At 64.3% G+C, this 22,213-nt stretch carries 22 protein-coding genes; 11 read left to right on the top strand and 11 right to left on the bottom strand.

From position 1 onward, the window contains the following. The first annotated feature begins 16 nt into the window (after positions 1–16). Entirely contained in the window at positions 17–1,288 is a 1,272-nt protein-coding gene (locus K2W81_RS00525; protein WP_294100390.1) for a dicarboxylate/amino acid:cation symporter, read from the top strand. 4 nt (positions 1,289–1,292) lie between these two features. Here the strand turns inward: K2W81_RS00525 and K2W81_RS00520 are convergent, their stop codons facing one another. Both K2W81_RS00520 and K2W81_RS00515 read right to left on the bottom strand, forming a co-directional pair. Next, a complete protein-coding gene (locus K2W81_RS00520; protein WP_294100389.1) occupies positions 1,293–1,982 on the bottom strand; it encodes an NnrU family protein in 690 nt (229 codons plus the stop codon). Between the two features lie 38 nt (positions 1,983–2,020). Continuing rightward, on the bottom strand, positions 2,021–3,811 hold the full coding sequence (locus K2W81_RS00515; RefSeq protein WP_294100388.1) for a peptide MFS transporter: 1,791 nt from the start codon (positions 3,809–3,811) through the stop codon (positions 2,021–2,023). A gap of 120 nt (positions 3,812–3,931) precedes the next feature. Here K2W81_RS00515 and K2W81_RS00510 point away from each other — a divergent pair, with 120 nt between their 5' ends. The 3 genes from K2W81_RS00510 to K2W81_RS00500 all read left to right on the top strand — a co-directional run bounded on the left by K2W81_RS00510 (position 3,932) and on the right by K2W81_RS00500 (position 5,220). After that, positions 3,932–4,510, top strand: a complete 579-nt coding sequence (locus K2W81_RS00510) for a nitroreductase (protein WP_294100415.1) — start codon at positions 3,932–3,934, stop codon at positions 4,508–4,510. 48 nt (positions 4,511–4,558) lie between these two features. Continuing rightward, positions 4,559–4,915 (top strand): GntR family transcriptional regulator, encoded by a 357-nt coding sequence (locus K2W81_RS00505; protein ID WP_294100384.1) that lies wholly within the window; start codon positions 4,559–4,561, stop codon positions 4,913–4,915. Positions 4,916–5,019: 104 nt separating this feature from the next. After that, positions 5,020–5,220 (top strand): hypothetical protein, encoded by a 201-nt coding sequence (locus K2W81_RS00500; protein ID WP_294100383.1) that lies wholly within the window; start codon positions 5,020–5,022, stop codon positions 5,218–5,220. Positions 5,221–5,227: 7 nt separating this feature from the next. Here the strand turns inward: K2W81_RS00500 and K2W81_RS00495 are convergent, their stop codons facing one another. Then, the gene (locus tag K2W81_RS00495; protein WP_294100382.1) at positions 5,228–6,145 is read right to left on the bottom strand and encodes an alpha/beta fold hydrolase; all 918 of its coding nucleotides are present in this window, start codon (positions 6,143–6,145) and stop codon (positions 5,228–5,230) included. Beyond that, positions 6,142–7,863 carry an acyl-CoA dehydrogenase gene (locus tag K2W81_RS00490; RefSeq protein ID WP_294100381.1) on the bottom strand — a complete coding sequence of 574 codons (1,722 nt, stop codon included), beginning with the start codon at positions 7,861–7,863 and terminating at the stop codon, positions 6,142–6,144. Before K2W81_RS00490 ends, K2W81_RS00495 begins: the two co-directional genes overlap by 4 nt. Positions 7,864–7,910: 47 nt before the next feature. Between K2W81_RS00490 and K2W81_RS00485 the strand changes: the two genes are divergently transcribed. Continuing rightward, a complete protein-coding gene (locus tag K2W81_RS00485) occupies positions 7,911–8,855 on the top strand; it encodes an L-threonylcarbamoyladenylate synthase (RefSeq protein ID WP_294100380.1) in 945 nt (314 codons plus the stop codon). A gap of 296 nt (positions 8,856–9,151) precedes the next feature. Continuing rightward, positions 9,152–9,883: an aquaporin Z gene (gene aqpZ / locus K2W81_RS00480; RefSeq protein WP_294100379.1), complete on the top strand. Its 732-nt coding sequence runs from the start codon at positions 9,152–9,154 to the stop codon at positions 9,881–9,883. Between the two features lie 8 nt (positions 9,884–9,891). Here the strand turns inward: aqpZ and K2W81_RS00475 are convergent, their stop codons facing one another. Together K2W81_RS00475 and msrA are read right to left on the bottom strand one after the other, a co-directional pair. Continuing rightward, positions 9,892–10,608, bottom strand: a complete 717-nt coding sequence (locus tag K2W81_RS00475) for a hypothetical protein (RefSeq protein ID WP_294100378.1) — start codon at positions 10,606–10,608, stop codon at positions 9,892–9,894. A 114-nt stretch (positions 10,609–10,722) separates the two neighbouring features. Further along, positions 10,723–11,271, bottom strand: a complete 549-nt coding sequence (msrA, locus tag K2W81_RS00470) for a peptide-methionine (S)-S-oxide reductase MsrA (protein WP_294100377.1) — start codon at positions 11,269–11,271, stop codon at positions 10,723–10,725. Positions 11,272–11,342: 71 nt separating this feature from the next. Here msrA and galE point away from each other — a divergent pair, with 71 nt between their 5' ends. After that, the gene (gene galE / locus K2W81_RS00465) at positions 11,343–12,335 is read left to right on the top strand and encodes a UDP-glucose 4-epimerase GalE (RefSeq protein ID WP_294100376.1); all 993 of its coding nucleotides are present in this window, start codon (positions 11,343–11,345) and stop codon (positions 12,333–12,335) included. Positions 12,336–12,448: 113 nt separating this feature from the next. Here the strand turns inward: galE and K2W81_RS00460 are convergent, their stop codons facing one another. Then, positions 12,449–14,629, bottom strand: coding sequence for a TonB-dependent receptor (locus K2W81_RS00460; RefSeq protein ID WP_294100375.1), 2,181 nt, complete (start codon positions 14,627–14,629; stop codon positions 12,449–12,451). Between the two features lie 130 nt (positions 14,630–14,759). On the opposite strand from K2W81_RS00460, the gene K2W81_RS00455 reads away from it, so the two are divergent. Further along, positions 14,760–15,590 carry a CoA ester lyase gene (locus K2W81_RS00455; RefSeq protein WP_294100373.1) on the top strand — a complete coding sequence of 277 codons (831 nt, stop codon included), beginning with the start codon at positions 14,760–14,762 and terminating at the stop codon, positions 15,588–15,590. Here the strand turns inward: K2W81_RS00455 and K2W81_RS00450 are convergent. The 3 genes from K2W81_RS00450 to K2W81_RS00440 all read right to left on the bottom strand — a co-directional run bounded on the left by K2W81_RS00450 (position 15,520) and on the right by K2W81_RS00440 (position 18,336). Then, positions 15,520–16,278 carry a phosphatase PAP2 family protein gene (locus tag K2W81_RS00450; protein ID WP_294100371.1) on the bottom strand — a complete coding sequence of 253 codons (759 nt, stop codon included), beginning with the start codon at positions 16,276–16,278 and terminating at the stop codon, positions 15,520–15,522. The genes K2W81_RS00455 and K2W81_RS00450 overlap by 71 nt on opposite strands. A gap of 502 nt (positions 16,279–16,780) precedes the next feature. After that, on the bottom strand, positions 16,781–16,978 hold the full coding sequence (locus K2W81_RS00445) for a hypothetical protein (protein ID WP_294100370.1): 198 nt from the start codon (positions 16,976–16,978) through the stop codon (positions 16,781–16,783). Positions 16,979–17,121: 143 nt separating this feature from the next. After that, on the bottom strand, positions 17,122–18,336 hold the full coding sequence (locus tag K2W81_RS00440) for a hypothetical protein (RefSeq protein ID WP_294100369.1): 1,215 nt from the start codon (positions 18,334–18,336) through the stop codon (positions 17,122–17,124). Positions 18,337–18,578: 242 nt separating this feature from the next. On the opposite strand from K2W81_RS00440, the gene K2W81_RS00435 reads away from it, so the two are divergent. From K2W81_RS00435 to K2W81_RS00425, 3 genes are all read left to right on the top strand, one after another. Further along, entirely contained in the window at positions 18,579–18,935 is a 357-nt protein-coding gene (locus tag K2W81_RS00435) for a hypothetical protein (RefSeq protein WP_294100368.1), read from the top strand. Positions 18,936–19,120: 185 nt separating this feature from the next. Then, positions 19,121–20,035 carry an AraC family transcriptional regulator gene (locus tag K2W81_RS00430; protein ID WP_294100367.1) on the top strand — a complete coding sequence of 305 codons (915 nt, stop codon included), beginning with the start codon at positions 19,121–19,123 and terminating at the stop codon, positions 20,033–20,035. A 121-nt stretch (positions 20,036–20,156) separates the two neighbouring features. After that, positions 20,157–21,026 carry a transporter gene (locus K2W81_RS00425; RefSeq protein WP_294100366.1) on the top strand — a complete coding sequence of 290 codons (870 nt, stop codon included), beginning with the start codon at positions 20,157–20,159 and terminating at the stop codon, positions 21,024–21,026. A 4-nt stretch (positions 21,027–21,030) separates the two neighbouring features. Here K2W81_RS00425 and K2W81_RS00420 read toward each other — a convergent pair whose 3' ends face one another. Further along, positions 21,031–21,942 (bottom strand): AraC family transcriptional regulator, encoded by a 912-nt coding sequence (locus K2W81_RS00420; RefSeq protein WP_294100364.1) that lies wholly within the window; start codon positions 21,940–21,942, stop codon positions 21,031–21,033. Positions 21,943–22,213 lie beyond the last annotated feature (271 nt).

Below are 22,213 nucleotides of genomic sequence, written 5' to 3'. Positions count from 1 at the left end.
CGAATAGATAGAGCGCATGTCACAACCGACCCGTATCTTGCTATCCCTAATCGTCGGGCTGATCGTGGGCATTGCCGCAGCCGCGAGCGGGGGCGTCTGGGTCGACCAGGCGGTGGCGATTGCCCAGCCGGTGGGCGACACCTGGCTCAATGGCCTGCGGATGACGATCATCCCGCTGGTCGTGTCGCTGCTGATTACGGGCATTGCCGCGACGGCGGAGACGGCGCGATCGGGGCGGATCGCAGCGCGCTCGCTGATGATTTTCCTCAGCTTTCTGGTGTGCGCGTCGGCGCTGGCGGCGTTTCTGACCCCCGCCTATCTCGCGCTGTTCCCGATGCCGCAAGAATCGGCGGCGGCGCTGAAGGCGGCGCTAAGCGGCGCGCAGAAAGTCAGCGACGTGCCGGGGATGGGCGCGTTCATCAAATCGGTGGTGCCGACCAATCCGATTGCAGCGGCCGCCAATGACGCGATCGTGCCGCTGATCGTCTTCACGATGGTGTTCGCCTTTGCAGTCACCCGCCTGCCTGCCGAGCAGCGCGCGGCGCTGACGCTGTTCTTTCAGGCGATTGCCGATGCCATGCTGGTGATCATCGGCTGGGTGCTGTGGCTCGCGCCGATCGGCGTCGGGGCGCTCGCGTTCGTGGTCGGTGCGCGGGCAGGGACGGGGGCGGTCGGCGCCCTGCTCCATTACATCCTGATCGTGTCGGCAGTGGGCGCGACGATCGGGCTGGTCGCTTATCCGGTCGCGATCTTCGGCGGCGCGCGGCGGCTGTTGGATTTCGCGCGCGGTGTGGGGCCAGCGCAGGCGGTGGCGGTGAGCACGCAGAGCTCGCTCGCCTCGCTCCCGGCGATGCTGCGCGGGGCAGGCGCGCTCGGCGTGCCGGTCGAGACGTCGGGGGTGGTGCTGCCGCTAGCCGTCGCGGTGTTCCGCGTGACGGCGCCGCCGATGAACCTCGCGGTCATTCTCTACATCGCCCATTGGTACGGCATCCATCTGACGCCATTCCAATATGTGGCCGCCGTCGCCGCCGCCTCGATCACCACCTTCAGCGGCGTGGGATTGCCGGGGCAAGTCACTTTCTTTGCGGGCTGCGCGCCGATTGGGCTGGCGATCGGCGTGCCGGTCGAGGCGCTCGGGCTGCTGATCGCGGTCGAGACGATCCCCGATATTTTCCGCACGATCGGCAATGTGACGATGGACGTCGCAGTAACAACGGTCATCTCGAAGCGTTACGGCGGCGGTGCCGAAACCAGCGAAGCCGATACGATCCTGAAGGGTGACGCCTGAAGGGCTAAAACACCCAGCGCCAAATCCCCGCCGCGATCCCCGCTGCCGGAATATGCGCCCAGGTCGCACCCAGCCAGATCACTGCGCCGCCCGCCAGATCATGCGGGCGAAAGCCGCCGAACTTCGCGCGCCCCTCGGCAATCGCCTGGAACGGGACATAGCTGGTCACGCGCTTCCACGGCGTCCAGAGTTCGGGCACCAGCTTGGCCTTCTTCGCGTCGAGCGCCGCTGCACCCACCAGCGAAAACGCCGCGATGCCGCTGGCGACGATCAAATTGGCGGCAATCGGAAAGACGATGATGTGCGCCAAGCCCCACAGCGCGAACGACCACAGCATCGGGTGGCGCGTGACCGCATAGACGCCGCGCGCTTCGCTCGGTGCGGTCTTCACCATGCCGGGCATCGCCGGATTGCCGATCAGCGAGCCGACCAGCAAGACGCTCGCGATCAGCATGATCACGCAGCCCAGCGCCCAGAGCCCGTCACCCACCTCCCATAGTGGCGGCGTGATCGGGGCCGCCTTGTAGGTTTTGCTGATCCACCAAAGGCTCGCCAGCGCGACCACCGCATAGACGCCGGTAAACCCGCCATTGCCGAGCGCCTTCACCAACGGCGCGCGGAGCGGATGCGACAGCAGCAAATGGCTGCCGACGAAAAGCGCGACCGCCAAAGCGACCATCATCGTGCCGTCCATATCGTCGCTCCCTGTTGCCTCGGCGCGACGCTAGCCGATCACTTGACCCCGTGCATCCACTTCTTGAGCGGGAAGGAGAGCACCAGCAGCAGCACGCCGAGCGCGATCGACACTTCGGCAATCGTCGTGAACACGCCGACATAGGTGTCGAGGCTGACCTTCAGGTTGGTCACTTGCCCGCCGACGGTCTCGACGCTGGCGAACTGCGCGACGATCCCCGCGACATATTGCGCCACCGCGATCGACAGGAACCACACGCCCATCATCAGCCCGACGACGCGCGCGATCGACAGCTTGGTGATCATCGACAGCCCGACCGGCGAAATGCACAGCTCAGCGATCGAGTGGATCAGGTAAAGCCCGGCAAGCCACCACAGCCCGACCTTGAAATCGGGTCCCGCGAATTGCGATCCCCAGACGAGGAACAGAAACCCGCCGCCAACCGCCATCAGCGCGATCGAGAATTTGATCGGGATCGTCGGCTCGATACCGCTCTTGGCCATCGCGTTCCACATCACGCTGAACAGCGGCGCGAGCAGCACGATGAACAGCGCGTTGAAAAACTGCGTCTGCCCGGCGGAGATCGAGAACCACCCGAACACCGACAAATCAGTATTGCGATCAGCAAACAGCGTCAGCGATGATCCGGCCTGTTCGAACAAGGTCCAGAACACGGTGTTGAAGGTGATCAGCACCATTGCCGCCAGCATCATCTGGAATTCCTGCGCGCTGCCTTTCAGCCGCGCCCAGACGAGAATGCCCGGTACGCTGACCAGGAAGGTGCCGAACATGATCTTGCCCATGATCGGCAAGCCCAGGAAATAACCGACGATGCCCGAACCGGCTTCAGGCCGGACATAGCTCATGAGGTTCGAAAACAGGAACCAGACGATCGGGATCATCAAAATCGCGCCGCCATAGATCAGAAAATCGCGGTTGGTCGGCGCATCCGCAGGACGATCGCCAATGCCGTCGAGGCGCCCGCCGTCGAACTGAATCAAGGTCCACGAAATCAGCATGCCCGTGGCAGCCAGCGCAAAGCCTGCCCACCAGCCGAGCCCGCCCCAGCTACCCATCCCCACCGCAAGCAGCGGACAGAGGATCTGCGAGAACAGCGAGCCAAGATTGATGCCCATGTAAAAAATGGTGAACCCGGCATCGCGGCGACGATCGCCCTGCGCATAAAGCGCGCCGACCATCGTCGAGATATTGGGCTTGAAAAAGCCATTGCCGATCGTGACGAGCGCCAGCCCGATCAACAGCAGGAACACCGAAAGCGGCGCGCGATCACCACTTGCCTCGAACTTTCCGGCATCGACGTGCCGCGCTTCCTTGCCGCTTGAATCGAGCAGCGAGACGGTCTTGTCGTCATTGCCCTTGATCTGCAGTTCGCGACCGCCATCGAGCACGAACTGCTTGCGGGCGTCGCCGCTGCCTTTCACGGTCACTTCGTAACGCTGGCCATCGATCGTCGCGAAGGGCTTGGCGGGCTGGCCGCCGAAACAGAGCGTCAGATAGCCGAGCGACATCATGATCGCACCGAACTTGACCGATCGCTTCGAGCCGAGGAACCGGTCGGCCATTAGCCCGCCGATCAGCGGCGTCAGATAAACCAGCGCGGTGAAGCCGCCATAAATGCCGGTCGTCGTCGTGTCGCTGAACAGGAAATGCTGCGCGAGATAGAGCGTCAGCAGCGCGCGCATGCCATAATAGCCAAAGCGTTCCATCGCCTCGGTCGTGAACAGGCGCGCGAGTTGAATCGGGTGGCCGAACCAGGTCTTGCCTTCTGGCACGCCGCCGTGCGCGGCGCCGCTGCTGCTGTCGGTCATTGATACGCTCCCCAAACTGGCCCTGATGTCCCTACCGCTTCTTGTGTGGCGGCAAAGGTCGCGACACTAACGGCAAACGCGGGGCTGTAAATGGCCGGTTTTGGCGGTATCGACGCCGTCATGCTCAATGATCGCACCTCGCCGCTTTCCCTGCTCGCCACCCGCCGCTCGGGCCGACCGCGCGATATGGCGGCGCCTGGCCCTGACGCGTCCCAGCTCGATGCGATGCTGACGATCGCCGCACGCACGCCCGATCACGGCAAGCTTGCGCCCTGGCGCTTCGTGATCGTCGGCGCCGACCAGCGCGACCGGCTCGCCGAAGTGATCACGAGCGCCTATCGCGCCGATCGCCCGCAAGCTGCGCGGCTGGAAATCGAGGCATTGCAAGGCTTTGCGCGCCAGGCCCCGACGCTGGTCGTCGTGCTGTCATCACCCAAGCCCGAAAGCCATATCCCCTTGTGGGAGCAGGAGCTTTCAGCAGGTGCCGCGTGCATGAACTTGCTCCACGCCGCACACGCGATGGGCTTTGTCGCGGGCTGGTTGACGGGCTGGGCTGCCTATTCGGACGCGGTGCGCGATGCGTTCGGCGCGGCGCCTGCGCGGATTGCGGGTTTTGTCTTCATCGGCTCGCCCAGCCAGCCCCTCGAAGAGCGCGCGCGCCCCGATTTGGGCCAGACGGTGTCGCACTGGGGCGGTTAGGGGGCAGTTGGGGCTGGACCTGAAGTGCAATTGGTGTATTAAGGCAGCATGACGGCTCTGAACAGCGAAGACAGCCCGGTCTATATCCGGCTTCGGCAACATATCGCCGCCGCGGTGCTGCGCGGCGATTTCAAGGCAGGCGACCAGCTGCCATCGGTGCGTGCGCTTGCGGCTGAGCATGGCGCCAATCCGCTGACGGTGGCCAAGGCCTATCAGCGTTTCCAGGACGACGGCTATGTCGAAGTCCGGCGCGGCGTCGGCATGTTCGTGCTGGCGGGGGCGGCCGAAAAGCTGCGCGCCGCCGAACGCGCGCATTTTGTCGAAACGGTCTGGCCAAAGGTGCGCGCGCAGATCGATCTGCTCGGGCTCGATTCGACCGAATTGCTGAGCGGCGAATTAGCCTGAGTTCTTCGCGGCAAATTTCCGGTACCCTACATAAATCAACGGCCCATCGGGAACCGAATACGGTTCACCATGCTTTAGACCTATTGAAGCATTGGGAGCCGCGCATGTTGCACTCGCCTATTCAGCTCGCTCGATCGGGCTTTCGCCCTGCCTTTCGCCTCGACGAGACCAATCCTTGCCCCGGTTGTGGCAAGTCGCATTGGTATGTCGGTCGGCTGACCGCCGAATGCGCCTTTTGCGGCAGCGCGCTGCCGATTACGGCGGGCGGGATGGCATCGCGCGGCAAGTTCGCCCGCGCGGCCTGAGATTGAGCTATCGCGCGTCGGCTGGCGTTGAAAGCCAGTCGCCAAGCAGCGCATTGACGGCCTCGGGCGCTTCCTGCTGCACCCAATGCGACACGCCGGGTAGCCGGTGGAGGGTCAGGTTAGGGACCCATTGCTCGACGCCCTCGGTACACCAGATTCCGAGCGCCTTGTCCTCCTCGCCCCAGATCATCAGCGTCGGCGTTTCGATACGGCCATCGCCGATATTGGCAAAATCGCGCGTTCGCAGCAGCGCGCGGTAGTAATTGATCATCGCGGTCAGTGCGCCGGGACGCAGCGCCGCCGCGCGGTAAACATCGGCGACAGCGGCCGGGAAACGCGCCTTGTCGACCGCCATCCCGGTAAAGGCCGCGCCGATCCGCTGGGCACCGCCTTGCTTGAGGCCGAATTCGGGCAACCACGGCAGCTGGAAGAAGAAAATGTACCAGCTCATCGAAAGCTGGCGCAGGTTCCGCCGCTCGCGCCGCGCGACCATCGGGTGCGGGACGTTCATGATCACCAGCCGAACGAGCGGACGCAGCCGCTTGATCGCGAAGTGCCACGCGACGACGGCGCCCCAGTCATGCGCGATCAGCATTACCTCGCGCGCGCCGCTGGCGTCGATCAGCGCGGCGACATCGGCGGCGAGTGTGTCGAGCCGATACGCCTCGATCCCCAAGGGCCGCGACGATGCGCCATAGCCGCGCATGTTCGGCGCCCACACCCGCCAGCCGCGCGCGCTGAGCAGCGGCATCTGAAAGCGCCAACTGAAGTTGAGTTCGGGGAAGCCGTGCAGGCAGAGCGCCAGCCGGTCGGTGCCGCCGTCCGCCGCATCGAGCTCGGCAAGTTCGAAATCGATCCCGTTGGCGCGCAGCATCCGGACGCGGATCCCGCTGTCGGCGGGCGGGGTCCACGACCAGTCGCTCAAGCCGCGAACGCTTCCGGCGCGAGCGCGTAAAGTTGCGCCGCCGACGCCATCGCTGCGGCCTTCAGCCCCAGTGCTTCGGGCACAATCTGCGCCACATAGAAATCGGCGACCGCGCGCTTCATCTTTAGAAATTCGGGATCGCCCTCACCGCTCGCCGCCGCGCGGCCCTGCGCTTCCATCAGCCAGCCGCAAACCGCCGTCGAGAGCATCGTCAGGAACGGATAGCTCGCCGCCAGCCGGTCATCGACGTCCGCCGTCAGCAGCCGCCGCGCGACATCATCGCAGGCGTCGATCAGCCCGCGCAGCCCCACATCCTCGGTAGCCCCACGCATTTCCGAAATCAGGCCGAGCATCACCCCGCCATTGTCCATGCTGAGCTTGCGGCCCACCAGATCGGCGGCCTGAATGCCGTTGGTGCCTTCATAGATCGGTGTGATCCGCGCATCGCGGAAGAACTGGGCGACGCCGGTTTCCTCGACATAGCCCATGCCGCCATGCACCTGAATGGCAAGGCTCGACACTTCGCAGCCGATGTCGGTGCCATGCGCTTTCGCCAGCGGCGTGAGCAGATCGAGCCGCTTCTGCGCCGCCTCGTCCCCCAAGGTGGCGCGGTCGACTTGCCCCGCCGCGAGATACACCAGCGCGCGCGCGGCCTGCGTCTGCGCTTTCATCCGCATCAGCATGCGGCGGACATCGGGATGTTCGATGATCGCGACCGGATCACGGCCCCCGCCCGCACGCGCCGACTGCACCCGCTCGCGGGCATAAGCCACCGCATGCTGCGTCGCGCGCTCGGCGATCTGCACGCCTTGCAGGCCAACATTGAGCCGCGCGTTGTTCATCATCGTAAACATCGCGCGGATGCCGCCCAGCTCCGGCCCGATCAGCTCGCCGACGCAATCGCCATTGTCGCCGAAGCTCAGCACACAGGTCGGCGAGGCATGCAGCCCGAGCTTATGCTCGATCGAGACGACGCGGACGTCGTTGAGGTCGCCGGGCTTGCCGTCAGCGTCGAGCCGGTACTTGGGCACGAGGAACAGCGACAGCCCCTTGGTCCCCGGCGGCGCATCGGGCGTGCGCGCGAGCACGAGGTGGACGATGTTTTCGGCCATATCGTGATCGCCGAACGAGATGTAGATTTTCTGCCCCGTGATCGACCATTTGTCGCCGCCCAGTGGCTCGGCCTTGCTGCGCACCGCGCCGACATCGCTCCCCGCCTGCGGCTCGGTGAGGTTCATCGTGCCGGTCCACGCGCCGGTCGCCAGATGCGGCAAGTAGAGCGCCTGCTGCTCGGGGCTGCCGTGATGCGCCAGCGCCTCGATCGCGCCGACGGTCAGGGTCGGGCACAGCGCAAAGCCCATGTTCGCCGCACCCAAGGTCTCCAGCACCGCTGTCTGGATGATGAACGGCAACCCCTGCCCGCCAAATTCTTCGGGCACGCCGATCGTGCCCCAACCGCCCTCAACATAGGCCTGATAGGCCGCGCCAAAGCCTTCGGGCATCACGACGCCGTCGGGGGTCCATTTCGCGCCCACGGTGTCGCCTAACCGGCTGAGCGGCGCCCATGCGCCTTCGGCAAAGGCGCCCGCGCCTTCGAGCACGGCGTCGATCACATCGGGGCTGGCGGCGGCGAAACGATCGCTCGCGGCGATTTCGCTCAGGCGCACGACATGATCCAGAACGAAACGCTGATCGGCGACGGCGGCAGTGAAGGGCATCTCAATCCTCTCTTGTCGAACTCTCCCCGTCGCTATAGCTCGCGACTGTGGACGCCACAAATTCCTTCGCGACACGATGCCGGGCTTATGACGCGGCGGCGCTTGCCGAAGCGGCGCGACTGGTTGCCGAGGGCCAGCCGATCGCCGTCGCAACCGAGACCGTCTATGGTCTTGCCGCCGACGCGACCAATCCACGCGCGGTCGCCGCTATCTATGCCGCCAAGGGCCGCCCGAGCTTCAACCCGCTGATCGTGCATGTCGCCAGCCTCGCCGCCGCCGAGGCGCTCGCCGACTTCGACGCGGGCGCGCGGGCGCTGGCCGAAGCCTTTTGGCCGGGACCGCTGACGTTGGTGCTGCCCGCACGCACCGGATCGGGGATTGCCTCGCTCGTGACGGCGGGGCTACCGACGATTGCGATCCGCGTGCCCGCGCACCGCGCGATTCAGGGGCTGATCGAAGCATCGGGCAAGCCGCTCGCGGCACCATCCGCCAACGCCAGCGGCGGCATCAGCCCGACGCGCGCCGCGCATGTGCTGATGAGCCTCGAAGGCCGCATCGCGCTGGTGCTCGACGACGGGCCATGTCCGGAGGGGCTCGAATCGACGATCGTGCTGACCGGCAACACGCCGCGCCTGCTGCGGCCGGGACCGATTTCGGCGGCGGCGATTGCGGCGGTGCTCGGCCAACCGCTGGCGAATGCCGTGGGCGGCATCATCGCGCCGGGGCAGCTCGCGAGCCATTATGCCCCCGCCAAGCCGCTCCGGCTCGACGCGACCGACGCCGGGCCCGACGAATGGCTGATCGGGTTCGGCGCGGTTTCGGGCGACGACACGCTGTCCGCCACCGGCGACTTGACCGAAGCCGCCGCGAGCCTGTTCGACACGCTCCACGGCGCCGACGCGAGCGGCAAGCCGAGGATCGCGGTCGCGCCCGTGCCCGACGAGGGGCTGGGCGCGGCGATCAACGACCGGCTCGCGCGCGCGGCGCACTGACGCACAGACCATAGCTGCGCCAGTCGGCGGCGACCAGAATTGGGTCAGACCAAATTCGCTGAATCGCATCCGGCCCGTTTGTGCTGAGCTTGTCGAAGCACCGTCCTTCTGTTTGCGACGCGCGGGCAAAGAAAGAACGGCCCTTCGACGAGCTCAGGGCGAACGGTGGCGGGTGGTTCGATTCGATACCGATCGCGCGGGGGCCGGAATTGATCATGCTCCGACACAGCGTTTTGATCCTAGCCTCGTCACCGAAACAAGTTATGCTCACCCGCATTCTTCGGGGAGTTTGAGCTATGGACATGGCACGGCGCGGGGCAGCGGAATTTATCGGTACGTTTTGGCTAGTTCTCGGCGGCTGCGGCAGCGCGGTGCTGGCGGCGGCTTTCCCGGACGTCGGGATCGGTCTCGCGGGCGTGTCGCTCGCGTTCGGGCTGACCGTGCTGACGATGGCCTATGCGATCGGCCATATCTCGGGCTGCCACCTCAACCCGGCGGTGACGATCGGCCTGGTCGCGGGCGGGCGTTTTCCGGCGAAGGACGTGCCGCTCTACATCATCGCGCAAGTCGTCGGCGCGATCGCAGGCGCGTTCGTGCTGTCGGTGATCGCAGGCGGCAAGCCGGGGTTCGATCTGGTCGCGAGCGGCTTTGCGGCGAACGGCTTCGACGCGCATTCGCCGGGGCAATATTCGATGGTTGCAGGGTTCGTGACCGAAGTGGTGATGACGTTCATGTTCCTGATCATCATCATGGGATCGACCGACGGCCGCGCCCCCGCCGGCTTCGCGCCGATCGCGATTGGCCTTGGACTGACGCTCATCCACCTGATCAGCATTCCGGTGACCAACACCTCGGTCAATCCCGCGCGCTCGACTGGCCCGGCGATACTGGTCGGCGGCTGGGCTGTGGAGCAATTGTGGCTGTTCTGGGTAGCGCCGATCCTGGGCGGCGCGCTCGGCGGAATCGCGTACAAGGCGCTGGGGGCGGATGTCCCGCCGAAGCCGCCGATCGAGGGGGATGTGCGGTAGGGGGCGAGCTAGTGTTGCATGCTACCGCGCTTGTAACCTACCCGGGCACCCGTCAGCAGAGTATTCGCCGCCTCATCACTTCCCAGGAAATCGGCTAGGTCCGTTGAGTGCTCGCGGAGCACGGGTAAGAGATCAGGAGACGCGGAAGATGCCTCATTGATTGCGTCTACAACTTTCTGATTGAGAATTTGAGTTCGCTTATCTGCGAGCATAAGTGCCCTATGCGCCATCTGACCTAGGTCCGCAATCAACTGAGGTTGGATGACAAGCCTCTGGCTCAATGTCATTATCTGACCATCGCTTTGCGGTCCGGACGCAACGAATACGCCATCCCTCTGGAATGCAGGCCCGTTATAAATCCCACCAGTCCCATAATGCGAAAGTGCATGATCGCGAAGATCGCACAATACTCGATGTTTTTGCCTCTGCTCTTCGTCATAATCTTTAACAAAGTCGAAAGAGCGTCGATTGTCATGCTGCGTTTTTGTTGCTCTTACATACAGAACGATTGCACTATAAAAAAGTGCCAAAAAAGCATTCTCGGCATGTCCACCAGCCCCTTGGGTCGTCGCATCGCCTCGAATCACGCCCATAGTAAAGATAAAATCATTGGCAAGCGTCAGGTCGGTGCGGATGCTATTAGAGTCCCGCAACTGATAGATTAAGTGCGTCAGTTTTTGGTACTCATCTGGCAGCGAGTGAGCAGCAGTTACTAGGTCAATCACTTGATTCTTCAAGACTTTTCTCTGCCATAAGAGCGATCTTTACTGGAACTGATCGAATGTCTTTTCGCTAAGGGCAACAGTTTAGGCACAACAAACGAAGCTCTTTCGTCCCCCTCACCCCACCGCCTGCGCCGACTTCGACCGCGCCGCAAAGCTCTTGCGCAGCTTGTTGAGCTTGGGCGGGATCACCGCGATGCAATAGGGATTCCGCTGGCCGTCGCCACCCCAATATTCCTGGTGGTAATCCTCGGCGGTGTACCATTCGCTCAGCGGCTCGATCGTCGTCACGATCGGCGCGGGCCAGCCCGACGCGGCGCGCTGCATCGCGGCCTTGGCTTCGATCCGCTGCTCGTCCGAATGCGGGAAGATCGTCGAGCGGTACTGGGTGCCGACGTCATTGCCCTGGCGGTTGAGCGTCGTCGGGTCGTGCGTCGCGAAAAACATGTCGAGCAGATCGCCGTAGCTGAGCTGATCGTTATCGAACGTCACCCGGATCGCTTCGGCATGCCCCGTGTCGCCGCCGCAGACCTGGCGATAGGTCGGATTGGGGACATGGCCGCCGATATAGCCGCTTTCGACCTTTTCGACGCCGATCACGTCGTTGAACACCGCTTCGGTGCACCAGAAGCACCCACCGGCAAGCGTCGCGATTTCCGTGGCCATCAATAGCTCCTTTAAACTCTGTGCGCATTAGATAGGAACGCGGACGCAACACGCAATCGGGGATACCAAGGATGGACGGCGCGATACTGGTGACGGGCGGGGCGGGTTACATCGGCAGCCACGCCGTGCTGGCGCTGTGCGATGCGGGGCACCGGGTGGTGGTGGTCGACAATCTGGTCACTGGCTTTGCCTGGGCGGTCGATCCGCGCGCCACGCTGGTGCAGGCGAATATCGAGGATGACGCGGTGCGTGACGTGATGCGCGACCATGACGTGCGCGCGATCATGCATTTTGCAGGCTCGGTCGTGGTGCCTGAATCGGTCAGCGACCCGCTCAAATATTACCGCAACAACACCGCCGCGAGCCGATCGCTGATCGAAAGCGCGGTCGCTTGCGGGGTGCCGCATTTCATCTTTTCATCGACAGCAGCGACCTATGGCATTCCCGATGAGGTGCCGGTGCGCGAGGATATGCCGAAGCGCCCGATCAATCCCTATGGCATGTCGAAGCTGATGACCGAGCATATGCTCGCCGATGTCGCCGCCGCGCACCCGATCAATTACTGTGCTTTACGCTATTTCAACGTCGCGGGGGCAGACCCCGAGGGGCGATCGGGCCAGTCGACGGCAGGCGCCACGCACCTGATCAAGGTCGCGGTCGAGGCGGCGACCGGCAAGCGTGGCCATGTCAGCATCTTCGGCACCGATTTCGCGACGCCCGACGGGACGGGGGTGCGCGATTACATCCATGTCAGCGATCTGGCGGCGGCGCATGTCCACGCGCTCGACCTGCTGGTGGCGCGGCCGGGCGAGAGTCACATCATGAACGCGGGCTATGGCCGCGGCTATTCGGTCAACGACGTGCTCGACGCAGTCGACCGGGTGACCAATGTCAAGATCGAGCGCCGCTACGAAGGCCGCCGCGCGGGCGACCCCGATGCGCTGACGGCCGATAATGCGCGGATTCTGGCGACCTTGCCGTGGCGGCCGAAGCTGGATGATCTCGACACGATTGTGGCGCATGCACTGGCGTGGGAGCGGAAATTGGCGGAGCGGGGGGCCTAACCCCTTCCGTTCGTCCCGAGCGCAGTCGAGCGACGGGCCGCAAGCGATCCGCGCGGTGTCTCGACTTCGCTCGACACGAACGGTTTGGGAAATGAGGCCCCCGTTGATTGGGCTTAAAGCGCGAACCGCACCGTCACGCGAATATCCCGCCCGGCGAGCGGGGCGAAATCCTTCAGAAAACTCGCGTGCCGCCGCGCGTCGGCGTCGAACAGATTGTTCGCTGACAGAGTGAGCGTCGTCTTGTTGTCCGCGAACGGCTGCCACTGCGCCGAGAAGTTGACGAGGGTGAAATCGCGCGTCGTCGTCTCGAACGCCGCCACGCGGTTCTGCGCGAAAACATGCTCGACTTCGATCCGCCCGCTCAACCGGTCTGACTGCGCCTCGATCCCGCCGAGCACGCGCACAGGGGGAATGCGCGGGGCGGGGCCGTTGCCGACCAATGTCGCGCGGACATAATCGCCCAGCGCATCGACGTTGATCGCATAATTGCCAAGCTGCGCGACCTTCACCGATCCGCTCGCTTCGAAGCCATAGTAACGCGCATCGCCTTGGGACAGCTGGAAGCACGGCAGATCGACATCACGTCCGCTCGGCGCCGCCGCGGCTTCGCACACCGCCTGATCGGTCTGGTTGTCCGAAATGAAGTTCGAGAACCAGTTGTAATAGGCCGACGCGTCGAAGCTATAGCCTTCGCCATGCGCGTGGAGCGTCGCTTCGAGCCCCCAGCTCTTTTCCAGCCGGAAGTCGGGATTGCCGAGTTCATAGGCTTGCGTGCCCGCGTGCGAACCATTGGCGAACAGTTCTTCGGCGCTCGGCGCGCGTTCGGTGCGCGACAGGTTCAGGCCGAAACGCACCGCATCGCTTACCCCATAGGACGCGCCGACCGCGCCCGAGAAAGCGCCGAATCGGCGATCACCGCGGAAATAGCGCAGATCGCCAATGTCGCTGCGCGATGACAGGTCGGTCCATTCATAGCGCGCGCCGGCCTCAGCCTTGAACCGCCCGAAATCGAGCTGCTGCTGGGTGAATATACCCGTCTGCGCGGTGGCATTGCGCGGCAGAAAGGCTTCGTCGCCGATCACGTTGAACTCGCGGTTGGAGAATTGCACCCCCGACGCGCCGAGCCACGCCCCGCGCCGGGCCTGGATGATTTCGAACCGGCCTTCAAAGCCGTTGTTGAGGAAGGTCGTCGCCACCGCGCCATCGGGCTCGAGCTCGAACTGGCGATACGCCGCATAGCCCGCGCGCAGCCGCAGCGTTTCGATAAAGCCCCCACCGGTGTCGACTTCGCCGCGCAGATCGAGGCGGTTCTGGACGATGTCGATGCGCGGGCTTTCCTGCCCCTGGCCGATCTGCGTCGCATAGCGGATCGGCACGCCGTACAGGCTCGCATAATGGCCATAGGAAAGGCCAAGCGATCCGCCATCAGTGATCAGCGCGGCGCCGACACCGGCAGTCCAGGTCTCGCTCGCGCTGTTGGGAAGTGTGCCGCGAATGGCAGCGTTGCCCGCAAAGTCGATTCGGTCCGGGTCGGCCGGATTGAAGGGGAGGAGGCTGGTCGCCAGCGCTTCGGCGCGGCGCGCGGGCGTCAGCGCAAAGCCCGGGATGCGCAGATCATCGGTCTTCGAATAGCTGCCATTGGTGTTGATCACGAACTGATTGCCCAGTGCGACATTGGCGCTGGCGCCGATCGAACGCTCGTTGGCCGCCGAGCCATAGGTGCCGATCGCGTCGAGACTATAGCCCTTGTCCGGCACCCTGCGCGGAATGCGGGCGTCGATGACATTGACCACGCCGCCCACCGCCGACGAGCCATAGAGCAGCGCCGCTGGCCCGCGCAGCACTTCGATGCGCTCAGCGAGCAGCGGGTTGATGACGACGGCGTGATCGACCGAGGTATTCGACACGTCGATCGAGCCGATCCCGTCGGTCAGCACGCGGATGCGGTCGCCCTGGAAACCGCGCAGGATCGGACGCGAGGCGTTGGGCCCGAACGAGGTTGCCGAAACGCCGGGCTGGCGCGCAAGGGTTTCGCCGATCGTTGGCTGAAGATTGCGCGTCAGCTCAGCGCCGCTCAGGACCGACGTCCCCGACAGCACGTCGCGCTCGCTATGATCGAGCGTGCCAGTGACGATCACTTCATTTGGCTGGTCGGCAGGGGCAGTGGGCTTGGCCTGCCCCTCCGGCGCTTCAGGTGACGCGGGGGGCGGCGCGGGGGGTTGCTTGGCCTGCGCAGCGGCGGGGGACAAAACGGCAAGGGTCACACCCACCAACCAGGGATTCGAACGCTTCACGCAAACACTCCAATGATGACGCGCCGCAGCATTAGAAGCGATGATATACAATATCAATATGCTTCGGCGCTTCCGTCGCACGGCTTGGCCATGCTAGCGCACGCATCACAAGTTGAATGAGGCCAATCCGATGCCACGCCTGCGATCCTTGCTGTTCGTCCCCGGGGACCGGCCCGACCGCATGGTGAAAGCGCTGACGCTCGGCGCCGATGCGCTGATCGTCGATCTTGAGGATTCGGTGGCGCTTACGAACAAGGCAGCCGCCCGCACCGCCGTTGCCGAATTCCTCGGCCACGCGCGCACGACGACGCTGTTCGTAAGGATCAACCCGCTCGATTCGGGGCTCGCGGACGACGATCTCGCCGCCGTGCTCCCCGCGCACCCCGACGGCATCGTGCTGCCGAAGGCGGAGGGCCGCGCCTCGCTCGCCGCACTCGATGCCAAGCTCAGGGGCGACATGATGATCCTGCCAATCGCGACCGAAACCCCGGCGGCGATTTTCAGCCTTGGCAGCTATGGCGGCGTCACGCCCCGGCTGGCGGGGCTGACCTGGGGCGCCGAGGACCTGCCCGCCGCGATCGGCGCGAGCGCGTCACGCGAGGCCGACGGCAGCTATACCGCGCCTTACCAGCTCGCGCGGTCGCTCACGCTGTTTGGCGCGCATGCGGCGGGTGTGCCGGCCCTCGAGACGGTCTATCCCGATTTTCGCGACATCGACGGGCTCGCCGCCTATGCCGCGCGCGGGCGGCGCGACGGCTTTACGGGCATGATGGCGATCCATCCGACGCAGGTAAGCGTCATCAACGCCGCCTTCACGCCGAGCGCGGAGGAGGTCGCCAAGGCGCAGGCCATCGTCGATCTGTTCGCGGCGAATCCCGGCGCGGGCGCGCTCAGCCTCGACGGTCGGATGGTCGATGCGCCGCATCTGAAAGCGGCCCAGGCTCTGCTCGCGCGCGCCTGACGCGAGTCCACGCCCCGATCCACCACCACCCCAGCGCCCAAAGCGTGCCGAAGCTCCAGCCCGCGATCACGTCGCTCGGGAAATGCACGCCCAGATAGACGCGGCTGACACCGATCGCGCCGACCAGCAGCGCGGCGACCGCGACAAGGTACAGCCGCGCCGCACGCTGCTCGACGATTTGCATCAGGATCAGCGCAATCGTCAGGTAGACAGTCGCACTGTTGGCGGCATGGCCGCTCGGGAAGCTCGCCGACCAGACATCGACCAGATGATCGATCAGTACAGGGCGCGCACGGCCAACCAAGTCCTTGAACACCCCGACCAGCAACGATCCACTGATCGTCCCGCCGAGCACCAGCCCCAGCGTCAGCCATCTCCGCCCAAGCACGAGAAAACCTGCGGTGGCCAATACGACGACGACCAACACCGTTTCACCACCAAGCGCGGTCACGTCGAGCATCGCCTGCTTGAGCCACATCGGCCCTTCGGGGATGCGCCTGTTCTCGCTTTCGCGCATCGCCAACATAATCGCGCGGTCGAAAGCGAACAGCTGCCCGCGCGCGACAAGCGCCCCCAGCCCGACCAATAACAGCATCGCAGCAGCGAGCGCCGCGGCGGCGTAATAGCCCCACAGCGGCTGGCGCACCGCTCTGGTAACAGGATCAGCGCGTTCGGCAGCGTCGGCCATGGTTGTTGCAACCCCCCGCCAAGCTTGGGCCGAGCGTCGCCTCGTATACGCATTTTTCCCACATGGCCCAAAAATCGGCGACCAGCGAAAACTTCGCCTGGCCAGAAGATTCCTGGCTAACGCTGGGCCACCGTCAGCACACAGGACCGACCTCCGCATCCATCGGGTGCCGATCCCGGTCGACCGACCGTCCTGAGAGGATCTCCGAAGCCGCCATTCGTGCACAAGCGGCAGTCGTGATTCGTGCAAACCGGCATGGCCGTCCTGGGGGAGTCAGATCGCGGATGAGGTCGTTGGTTCATGGAACTCGCGGCTCGGCAAGGCGCCACCCCGGTCGCTGATGCCCGCCGACCCTGATCCCGCAACGCGCCCCGCGCCTGTCCTGCGCCAGTGCCTTCCATTCGACTGATTGGCCGACCGATATCAGCGTTGCCCGAGCTGCGGCAGGTCGATCCAGCCCCATTTATTTGGCCAAAAGCGGAGCGCGTCCAACCGCCGTCGGTTAGCGCAAGTTGCTGGCGACGTCGTTGAGTGCTCCGCGAATTGCGCGCGCGCCTTCATTCCCATCCATTGCCAGAAAGTTCGCGGGAGAGAGGCCCGAACCACAGATCGCAGTGATCGACATGCTCTGCCGCGACCCCGCGTCGATGGTGAAGGGGCTTTTGGTCGTATCCGGGCGGTCGGTGGTCAGATCACACAACAAGCCGCGCCGGGCGCAGCGATTTGCTGCGCACCGGCGGCGGAGTATGGGGCGGCGCTGACGAGCAGCGCCGCCCAGGCGATGAGGGGTTGAGCGTGGGGGGGGAACGCTGGACCATCGCCTATGCTTGAGCCCGTGGTCGATCAGTTGATGCGATAGACCACCGGGCAATTCACAACGAACCCGACCGCGCGGAAATCGCCGCCGTCGAGGCTCTTGATCAAACCACGCGTCGACATTTCTGCCGCCTGCAGCGCGCTGGTCATGCGATAGCGATAGCCCTTCTTGATCGCCTCGTCGGTCCACACCGCCGGGAACAGCCGCCACATCGGTGAATAGTCGAGGTTGATCGTCGGGATGCCGCCGAGGATGTTGAGCGGACCACGGCCATCCGTCAGCGCGCTCACCAGCCCCTGACGATGCGGATTGTCGAGGCCGGTCGGACCATTGACGACGACGACGATACGCTCTGCCGATTCGCCGGGCGACGCATCTTCGAGCGCGAACGGCAGGTCGGCAAGCGCCGGCGCGAAGGTCGCATTTTCAAGCGCGGCGACAAGCGGGTTGTTGGCCTCGGTCGACAGATACTGGATCGGCTTGTCGAAGGTGAAGCCGAGCGTCAGCGACAGCGTGACGGTTTCGTCACGCGGACAGATGGCCAGCACCTTGTCGTGCACCTTGCTGTGATCGACATTGCCGTCGCACATGGTGTTGAGTTCGGCTTCGGTTGCCTGCGAGACGACGGGCGCGTTCATCAACACGCCCTTGGCGGAATTGTCGATATAGACCATCGGCGTGTAGGTCGCATCGCCAACCGAGCCCGGCTGGAACTTAGCGGGCGGGAACGGTGCGTTGGCAGGTCCGGGCGTCACGCCAAGGACCGGCTTGAAATCGACGCTGCCGGTGGCGAAGGTGAAGCTACCATCCTTTTCGATCGTCGCGTGACGCGATGCGACGCCGGTCAGGCCGTACGCCATCTTCGGCGCATAATTGACGCCGTGCAGGTTCGACAGATTTTCGTCGGTGGTGTCGGTGATGATGAACCACACCGGCGTGCCGTTCTTCAGCTTGCCCTTGCGGAGCGGCAGCGTCGCTGTGCCTTTTTCCAGATCGATATGTGCCGACTTCATCAGCACAACCGGGCCGAGGAATTCGGGCTTGATCTCGGATGGCGACGGCTGGGCGACGATGGTGCGCAGATCGGGATAGATTGACCCCGGTGCGCGGCGGATTTCGTCGAGCGGCTTGCCTTCCTTGCCGCGAACAACGACTTCGGCGCTGGCAGGGGCGACCGCCGCCGCCAGCAGCACGGCCGCGCTGGCTAGCAGAGTGAATCGGGTATCGAGGTGTTTGGACATGGACTGCTCCCGGTAATTGGCGCGCGGCCTGCACCAGAGAAGTCTGGTCACCGCTGAGCCGCATGTCGCCACAGCGCGCGCCGTTTTGCTTTCGTGATGCGTTGGTGTTTTGCGAAAGCTTGCGGCAAGCTTTCCTGCACCGCGCATTTTTTAATGCTGCTTGCGGTCACTCGGTGCGCAATATCGTGATAGCGCGGACCCCGCTATCATGGTTATGATGCGCGGCAGGAGGGTCGCCCCAAATGCCCTGGAACCTGCTGTCGTCCTGGTATGCAAGCTTGCGGCGCGGGCAGAAAAATCCGCCGATGCCGCTCACGCTCATCACGCTGCGCGGGATCCCCGGGTCAAGCGCGGATGAGGTCGCCTTCTATACCAGCGCCGAGTTCGACGCGCTGGTCGATTGGGCAATGAATGGCCGTTTCGTCATGGCTTTTGTGGCAAGCGAGCGCGACGAGCTGACGCTGCTGTGCACCGAATCGGTCGCGGTGATGCAGACGCACGTCAACAGCTTGCCGCTCGTCGCCGCCGGCTTGGCCGAGGCTGATATCCGGTTGGTATCGATGCTCCGGCTGTCCAACCCGGCGGGGTCGCTGCACTAGTCAATTGCGATGTCGTAACCCCGATCACAGTCGACAACTGTATTGCGATATTGCGCAAATCGAAAGCTAGGGGCCGAGAGCAGCCCCGCAAACCAATAGCGCCATGCTATTATCGATTCCGATTGAGGAGATTTTCGGCGCCAAATTGTTTGGCGTGACTCCTTTTTCATAGGTCGAGGCACGATATGGACTCGCGGGTCTACGCTCCTTCCAGTTTTCTGGCGGCGACGGGTGCAGATGCTTATGATTCAATCCGGTTTTCGGCGAAACCGCAGGCCGAAATGCTGTCGAAACCGGGCAACAGAATCCAGGCCGTGCGCCACATCGGGGTTGGCGAATCGGGTCAGGCGCGCGCGGCCGGCAGCCTGTCCGACAGCGACACGCTGCTGGTCAATCTGACCGCCTCGCCGCGGCACCGGGGGCGCATCGGCCATCTGCATGTCGACAAGCCGCTGCAGCGCGGTCATGTCAGCTTCGTGCCGCATGACTATACGACCGAGATTGAGTTTTCGGCCGGACACAGCGCGCTGGCGCTGTTCATTCCGCAAGCTGACCTTCGCAAGATCACTGCCGAACTGGGCGCTGCCGAATTGCCGCCGATCGCGAGCGAACGCCACGACCGGCTGAGTCAACTGATCACGATGTGCGCGATGGAGCTGCGCGCGCCGGGCTTTGCGTCCGATTTGATGGTCGAAGGCCTGATCCGCGCGATTGGCGCGACGCTGGTCCAGCAGAACATCACCCCGACGCACGCGGCCGACGAGCGCATCCATTTGTCGCCCGTGCGATTGGCCCGCGTGGTCGATTTCATCGACTCGCGGCTCGACCATGAAATTCACCTCCAGGATTTGGCCGGAGTCGCTGGCCTGTCGCCCTTTCATTTTTCGCGCGTGTTCAAGCTGGCGACGGGCGAGACGCCCTATCATTTCGTGGGGTCACGGCGGCTCGACCGCGCGCGTGCGATGCTGGTGGGCGGCGATCTGCCCTTGGCCGAGTTGGCACTGGCGTGCGGGTTTGCCAGCCAATCGCATTTCACGGCGGCGTTCACCAAGGTGATCGGCATGCCGCCCGGACGCTATCGTCGACAGCGCGGACAGTAAGCCGCGCGGCTGGGACGTTCGGCAAAAGAGCGAAGCAATTTGCCGATAAACTCAAAGGGCTGCGAAAGAAGCCCGCGCGCCCAAATGCTATGCCGCCCCTCTCTTAAGGAGGGAATTGACCATGCATTGGAGTAACTTCGCTGCCCGCCGCACCGCGCTTGCCGCAGCACTCATCGTTGGGTGCGCTGACGCCGCTGTGGCGCAGGATGCGCCGCCCCCGCCCGCAGAACCCGCCAGCGAATGGACGCCACTCGACAGCGCCAAATTCGGGGAGGAGCTGGGTAGCAAGTGGATTCCCGTTCCCAATGGGGACAGCGGCGCGCCGCGCCACGGCTGGCTGGCCACGGCGGACGGCTTTTTCACCCGCGAAGTGCACTTGGCCGCCAACTATACCGAAGCGCGCGGCCCCGATTCATGGGGTGTGCTCGGGCGGTTCCACTATCCGTTCACGCGCCGCCTTTGGGCCGGCATCGAAGTGCCCTTTTATCAGAATTCCGGCCGCAGCGGCAATTTCGGCGACGTCACGCTGACCACGCAGGTCATGTTGGTCGAAAAGCGCAATCTGTCGATCAACGGCGGTGTCGGCTGGCGCTTGCCGACCGGATCGATCCGCCAGGGCAATAATGTCTTTGCCGCGCAGCCGCAGCTCAACATCTGGACCGATGTTGGTCGCGGCTTTTCGCTGCGTGGCCGCGTTGCCTATGAATTCGCGAACCGAAACCAACCGGACAATTTCGTGCTCAATGCTGCGGTCGGCCAGACGATCACACCGCACAGCCGGGCCCCGTTTGGCGATTTGACCTGGTATGTTTCGGCCAATTGGCGCCAACCAATCCGCGGCGTAGGCAACAGCTTTGTCAGCATCACGCCCGGGATGCGTACCCATGTCGGCAATAATCTGTTTTTGCTAGCTGGCGTCGAGTTTCCGGTGACCAACGTCGCCAATTCGTTCAGTCAGCGCTACATCGTCCAACTCGTTCAGGGTTTTTAGCCGATCAGTCGCTACTACCGCCGCCGCCTGCGCGGCGGCGGTAGTCAGCGGGCGTCAGGCCGATCGCCTCGCGAAAACGCGTCGAGAAATGGGTGTGCGTCGAAAAACCGCAACGTTGCGCGATTTCGGCGATCGGCAGCGCGCTGTGATCAAGCAGGCCCCGCGCGGCGGCGACACGCTCGCGCAGCACATAGGCATAGGGCGGTACCCCCGTACTGTCCTTGAAAGCCCGTACGAAATGAAAGCGGCTATAGCCCGCCACGGCGGCCAAATCTTCAAGCGTGATGCGCTGGCTGATGTTGGAGCGGACGAAATCGCACACGCGCGCGACGACGAGCGGGGCCAGTGTCAGTCGGCGGTACTGCCGAAACTCGCCATTCCAGGTCGATGTCGTCGCCAGCCGAACCAGCAAGGCATCGACATAAAAATCGGCCGACAAGGCCCAATCGGGATCGTCGCGCCCATTGAGCAACAGCTCGAACAGATTGGCGGCGTGCGGGTCGGGGCGGCCGATGGTTTCGGCAAAGCTCACCGACGCCGGATCGCGGTCGAACGCCTCACCCACCAGCGCACCGAAATAGTCGGGGCGGATGTAGAAATGGGAAAAGGCGATCGGGCCCTCGGTCTGCCACCGATAGGCACTGCCCGCTTCCGCCGAGGTCACCGACCGCTCCTCGACATCGTTGACGCGCCGACCGCCGCCCCCGTCGCGCCGGACCCGCTTGGGCCCGCCCTGATGCAGCACCACGAGATGGTGGTCCAGCGGCGGCTGGAGCATGGTCGAGCTGGTGTTCTGCCAGGATTGCAGAAAGCCGCCCCGCAACACGCAGGGGTCACTCGCCAGCGGATCGTCCGCAGCGACCCAGCCCCGCCACAGGTCGGGATGCAGTAAGGAGGCGTCAGCCTGTGACGTCATCAAAACCCCGCATGGACCAAAGCTTCGACTATGAGATGATTTGTTGCAAGCGCTACAGAAATTGGATGTCACCGGTTCAGCGCGCGCGAATCGTCACCAATCAGCGCCGCGATCAGACGGGCGCCATTGCCCGGCAGCGATCAGCGATACTCCGCTCGACGCCCGTGACAAAGCGCGCCTCGCTGGAAAGCCACCCGGACCAACCAGCCACCCGGTTGGCCCAGCGTTAGCTGGGATTCGGCCCAGTCTTAGCTGGGGGTTACACACATAG

The organism is Sphingomonas sp., from assembly GCF_019749955.1.
In the GTDB taxonomy this organism is placed as follows: Bacteria; Pseudomonadota; Alphaproteobacteria; order Sphingomonadales; family Sphingomonadaceae; genus Sphingomonas.
The sequence above is the reverse complement of the archived record's forward strand: the minus strand, read 5'-3'. Positions and strand labels throughout refer to the sequence as shown.

Excerpts from the sequence above, each read along its gene's own strand:
- K2W81_RS00525 (WP_294100390.1), top strand. The coding sequence starts at position 17 with ATGTCACAACCGACCCGTATCTTGCTATCCCTAATCGTCGGGCTGATC.
- K2W81_RS00520 (WP_294100389.1), bottom strand. The coding sequence starts at position 1,982 with ATGGACGGCACGATGATGGTCGCTTTGGCGGTCGCGCTTTTCGTCGGC.
- K2W81_RS00515 (WP_294100388.1), bottom strand. The coding sequence starts at position 3,811 with ATGACCGACAGCAGCAGCGGCGCCGCGCACGGCGGCGTGCCAGAAGGC.
- K2W81_RS00510 (WP_294100415.1), top strand. The coding sequence starts at position 3,932 with ATGCTCAATGATCGCACCTCGCCGCTTTCCCTGCTCGCCACCCGCCGC.
- K2W81_RS00505 (WP_294100384.1), top strand. The coding sequence starts at position 4,559 with ATGACGGCTCTGAACAGCGAAGACAGCCCGGTCTATATCCGGCTTCGG.
- K2W81_RS00500 (WP_294100383.1), top strand. The coding sequence starts at position 5,020 with ATGTTGCACTCGCCTATTCAGCTCGCTCGATCGGGCTTTCGCCCTGCC.
- K2W81_RS00490 (WP_294100381.1), bottom strand. The coding sequence starts at position 7,863 with ATGCCCTTCACTGCCGCCGTCGCCGATCAGCGTTTCGTTCTGGATCAT.
- aqpZ (WP_294100379.1), top strand. The coding sequence starts at position 9,152 with ATGGACATGGCACGGCGCGGGGCAGCGGAATTTATCGGTACGTTTTGG.
- msrA (WP_294100377.1), bottom strand. The coding sequence starts at position 11,271 with ATGGCCACGGAAATCGCGACGCTTGCCGGTGGGTGCTTCTGGTGCACC.
- galE (WP_294100376.1), top strand. The coding sequence starts at position 11,343 with ATGGACGGCGCGATACTGGTGACGGGCGGGGCGGGTTACATCGGCAGC.
- K2W81_RS00455 (WP_294100373.1), top strand. The coding sequence starts at position 14,760 with ATGCCACGCCTGCGATCCTTGCTGTTCGTCCCCGGGGACCGGCCCGAC.
- K2W81_RS00450 (WP_294100371.1), bottom strand. The coding sequence starts at position 16,278 with ATGGCCGACGCTGCCGAACGCGCTGATCCTGTTACCAGAGCGGTGCGC.
- K2W81_RS00440 (WP_294100369.1), bottom strand. The coding sequence starts at position 18,336 with ATGTCCAAACACCTCGATACCCGATTCACTCTGCTAGCCAGCGCGGCC.
- K2W81_RS00435 (WP_294100368.1), top strand. The coding sequence starts at position 18,579 with ATGCCCTGGAACCTGCTGTCGTCCTGGTATGCAAGCTTGCGGCGCGGG.
- K2W81_RS00430 (WP_294100367.1), top strand. The coding sequence starts at position 19,121 with ATGGACTCGCGGGTCTACGCTCCTTCCAGTTTTCTGGCGGCGACGGGT.
- K2W81_RS00425 (WP_294100366.1), top strand. The coding sequence starts at position 20,157 with ATGCATTGGAGTAACTTCGCTGCCCGCCGCACCGCGCTTGCCGCAGCA.
- K2W81_RS00420 (WP_294100364.1), bottom strand. The coding sequence starts at position 21,942 with ATGACGTCACAGGCTGACGCCTCCTTACTGCATCCCGACCTGTGGCGG.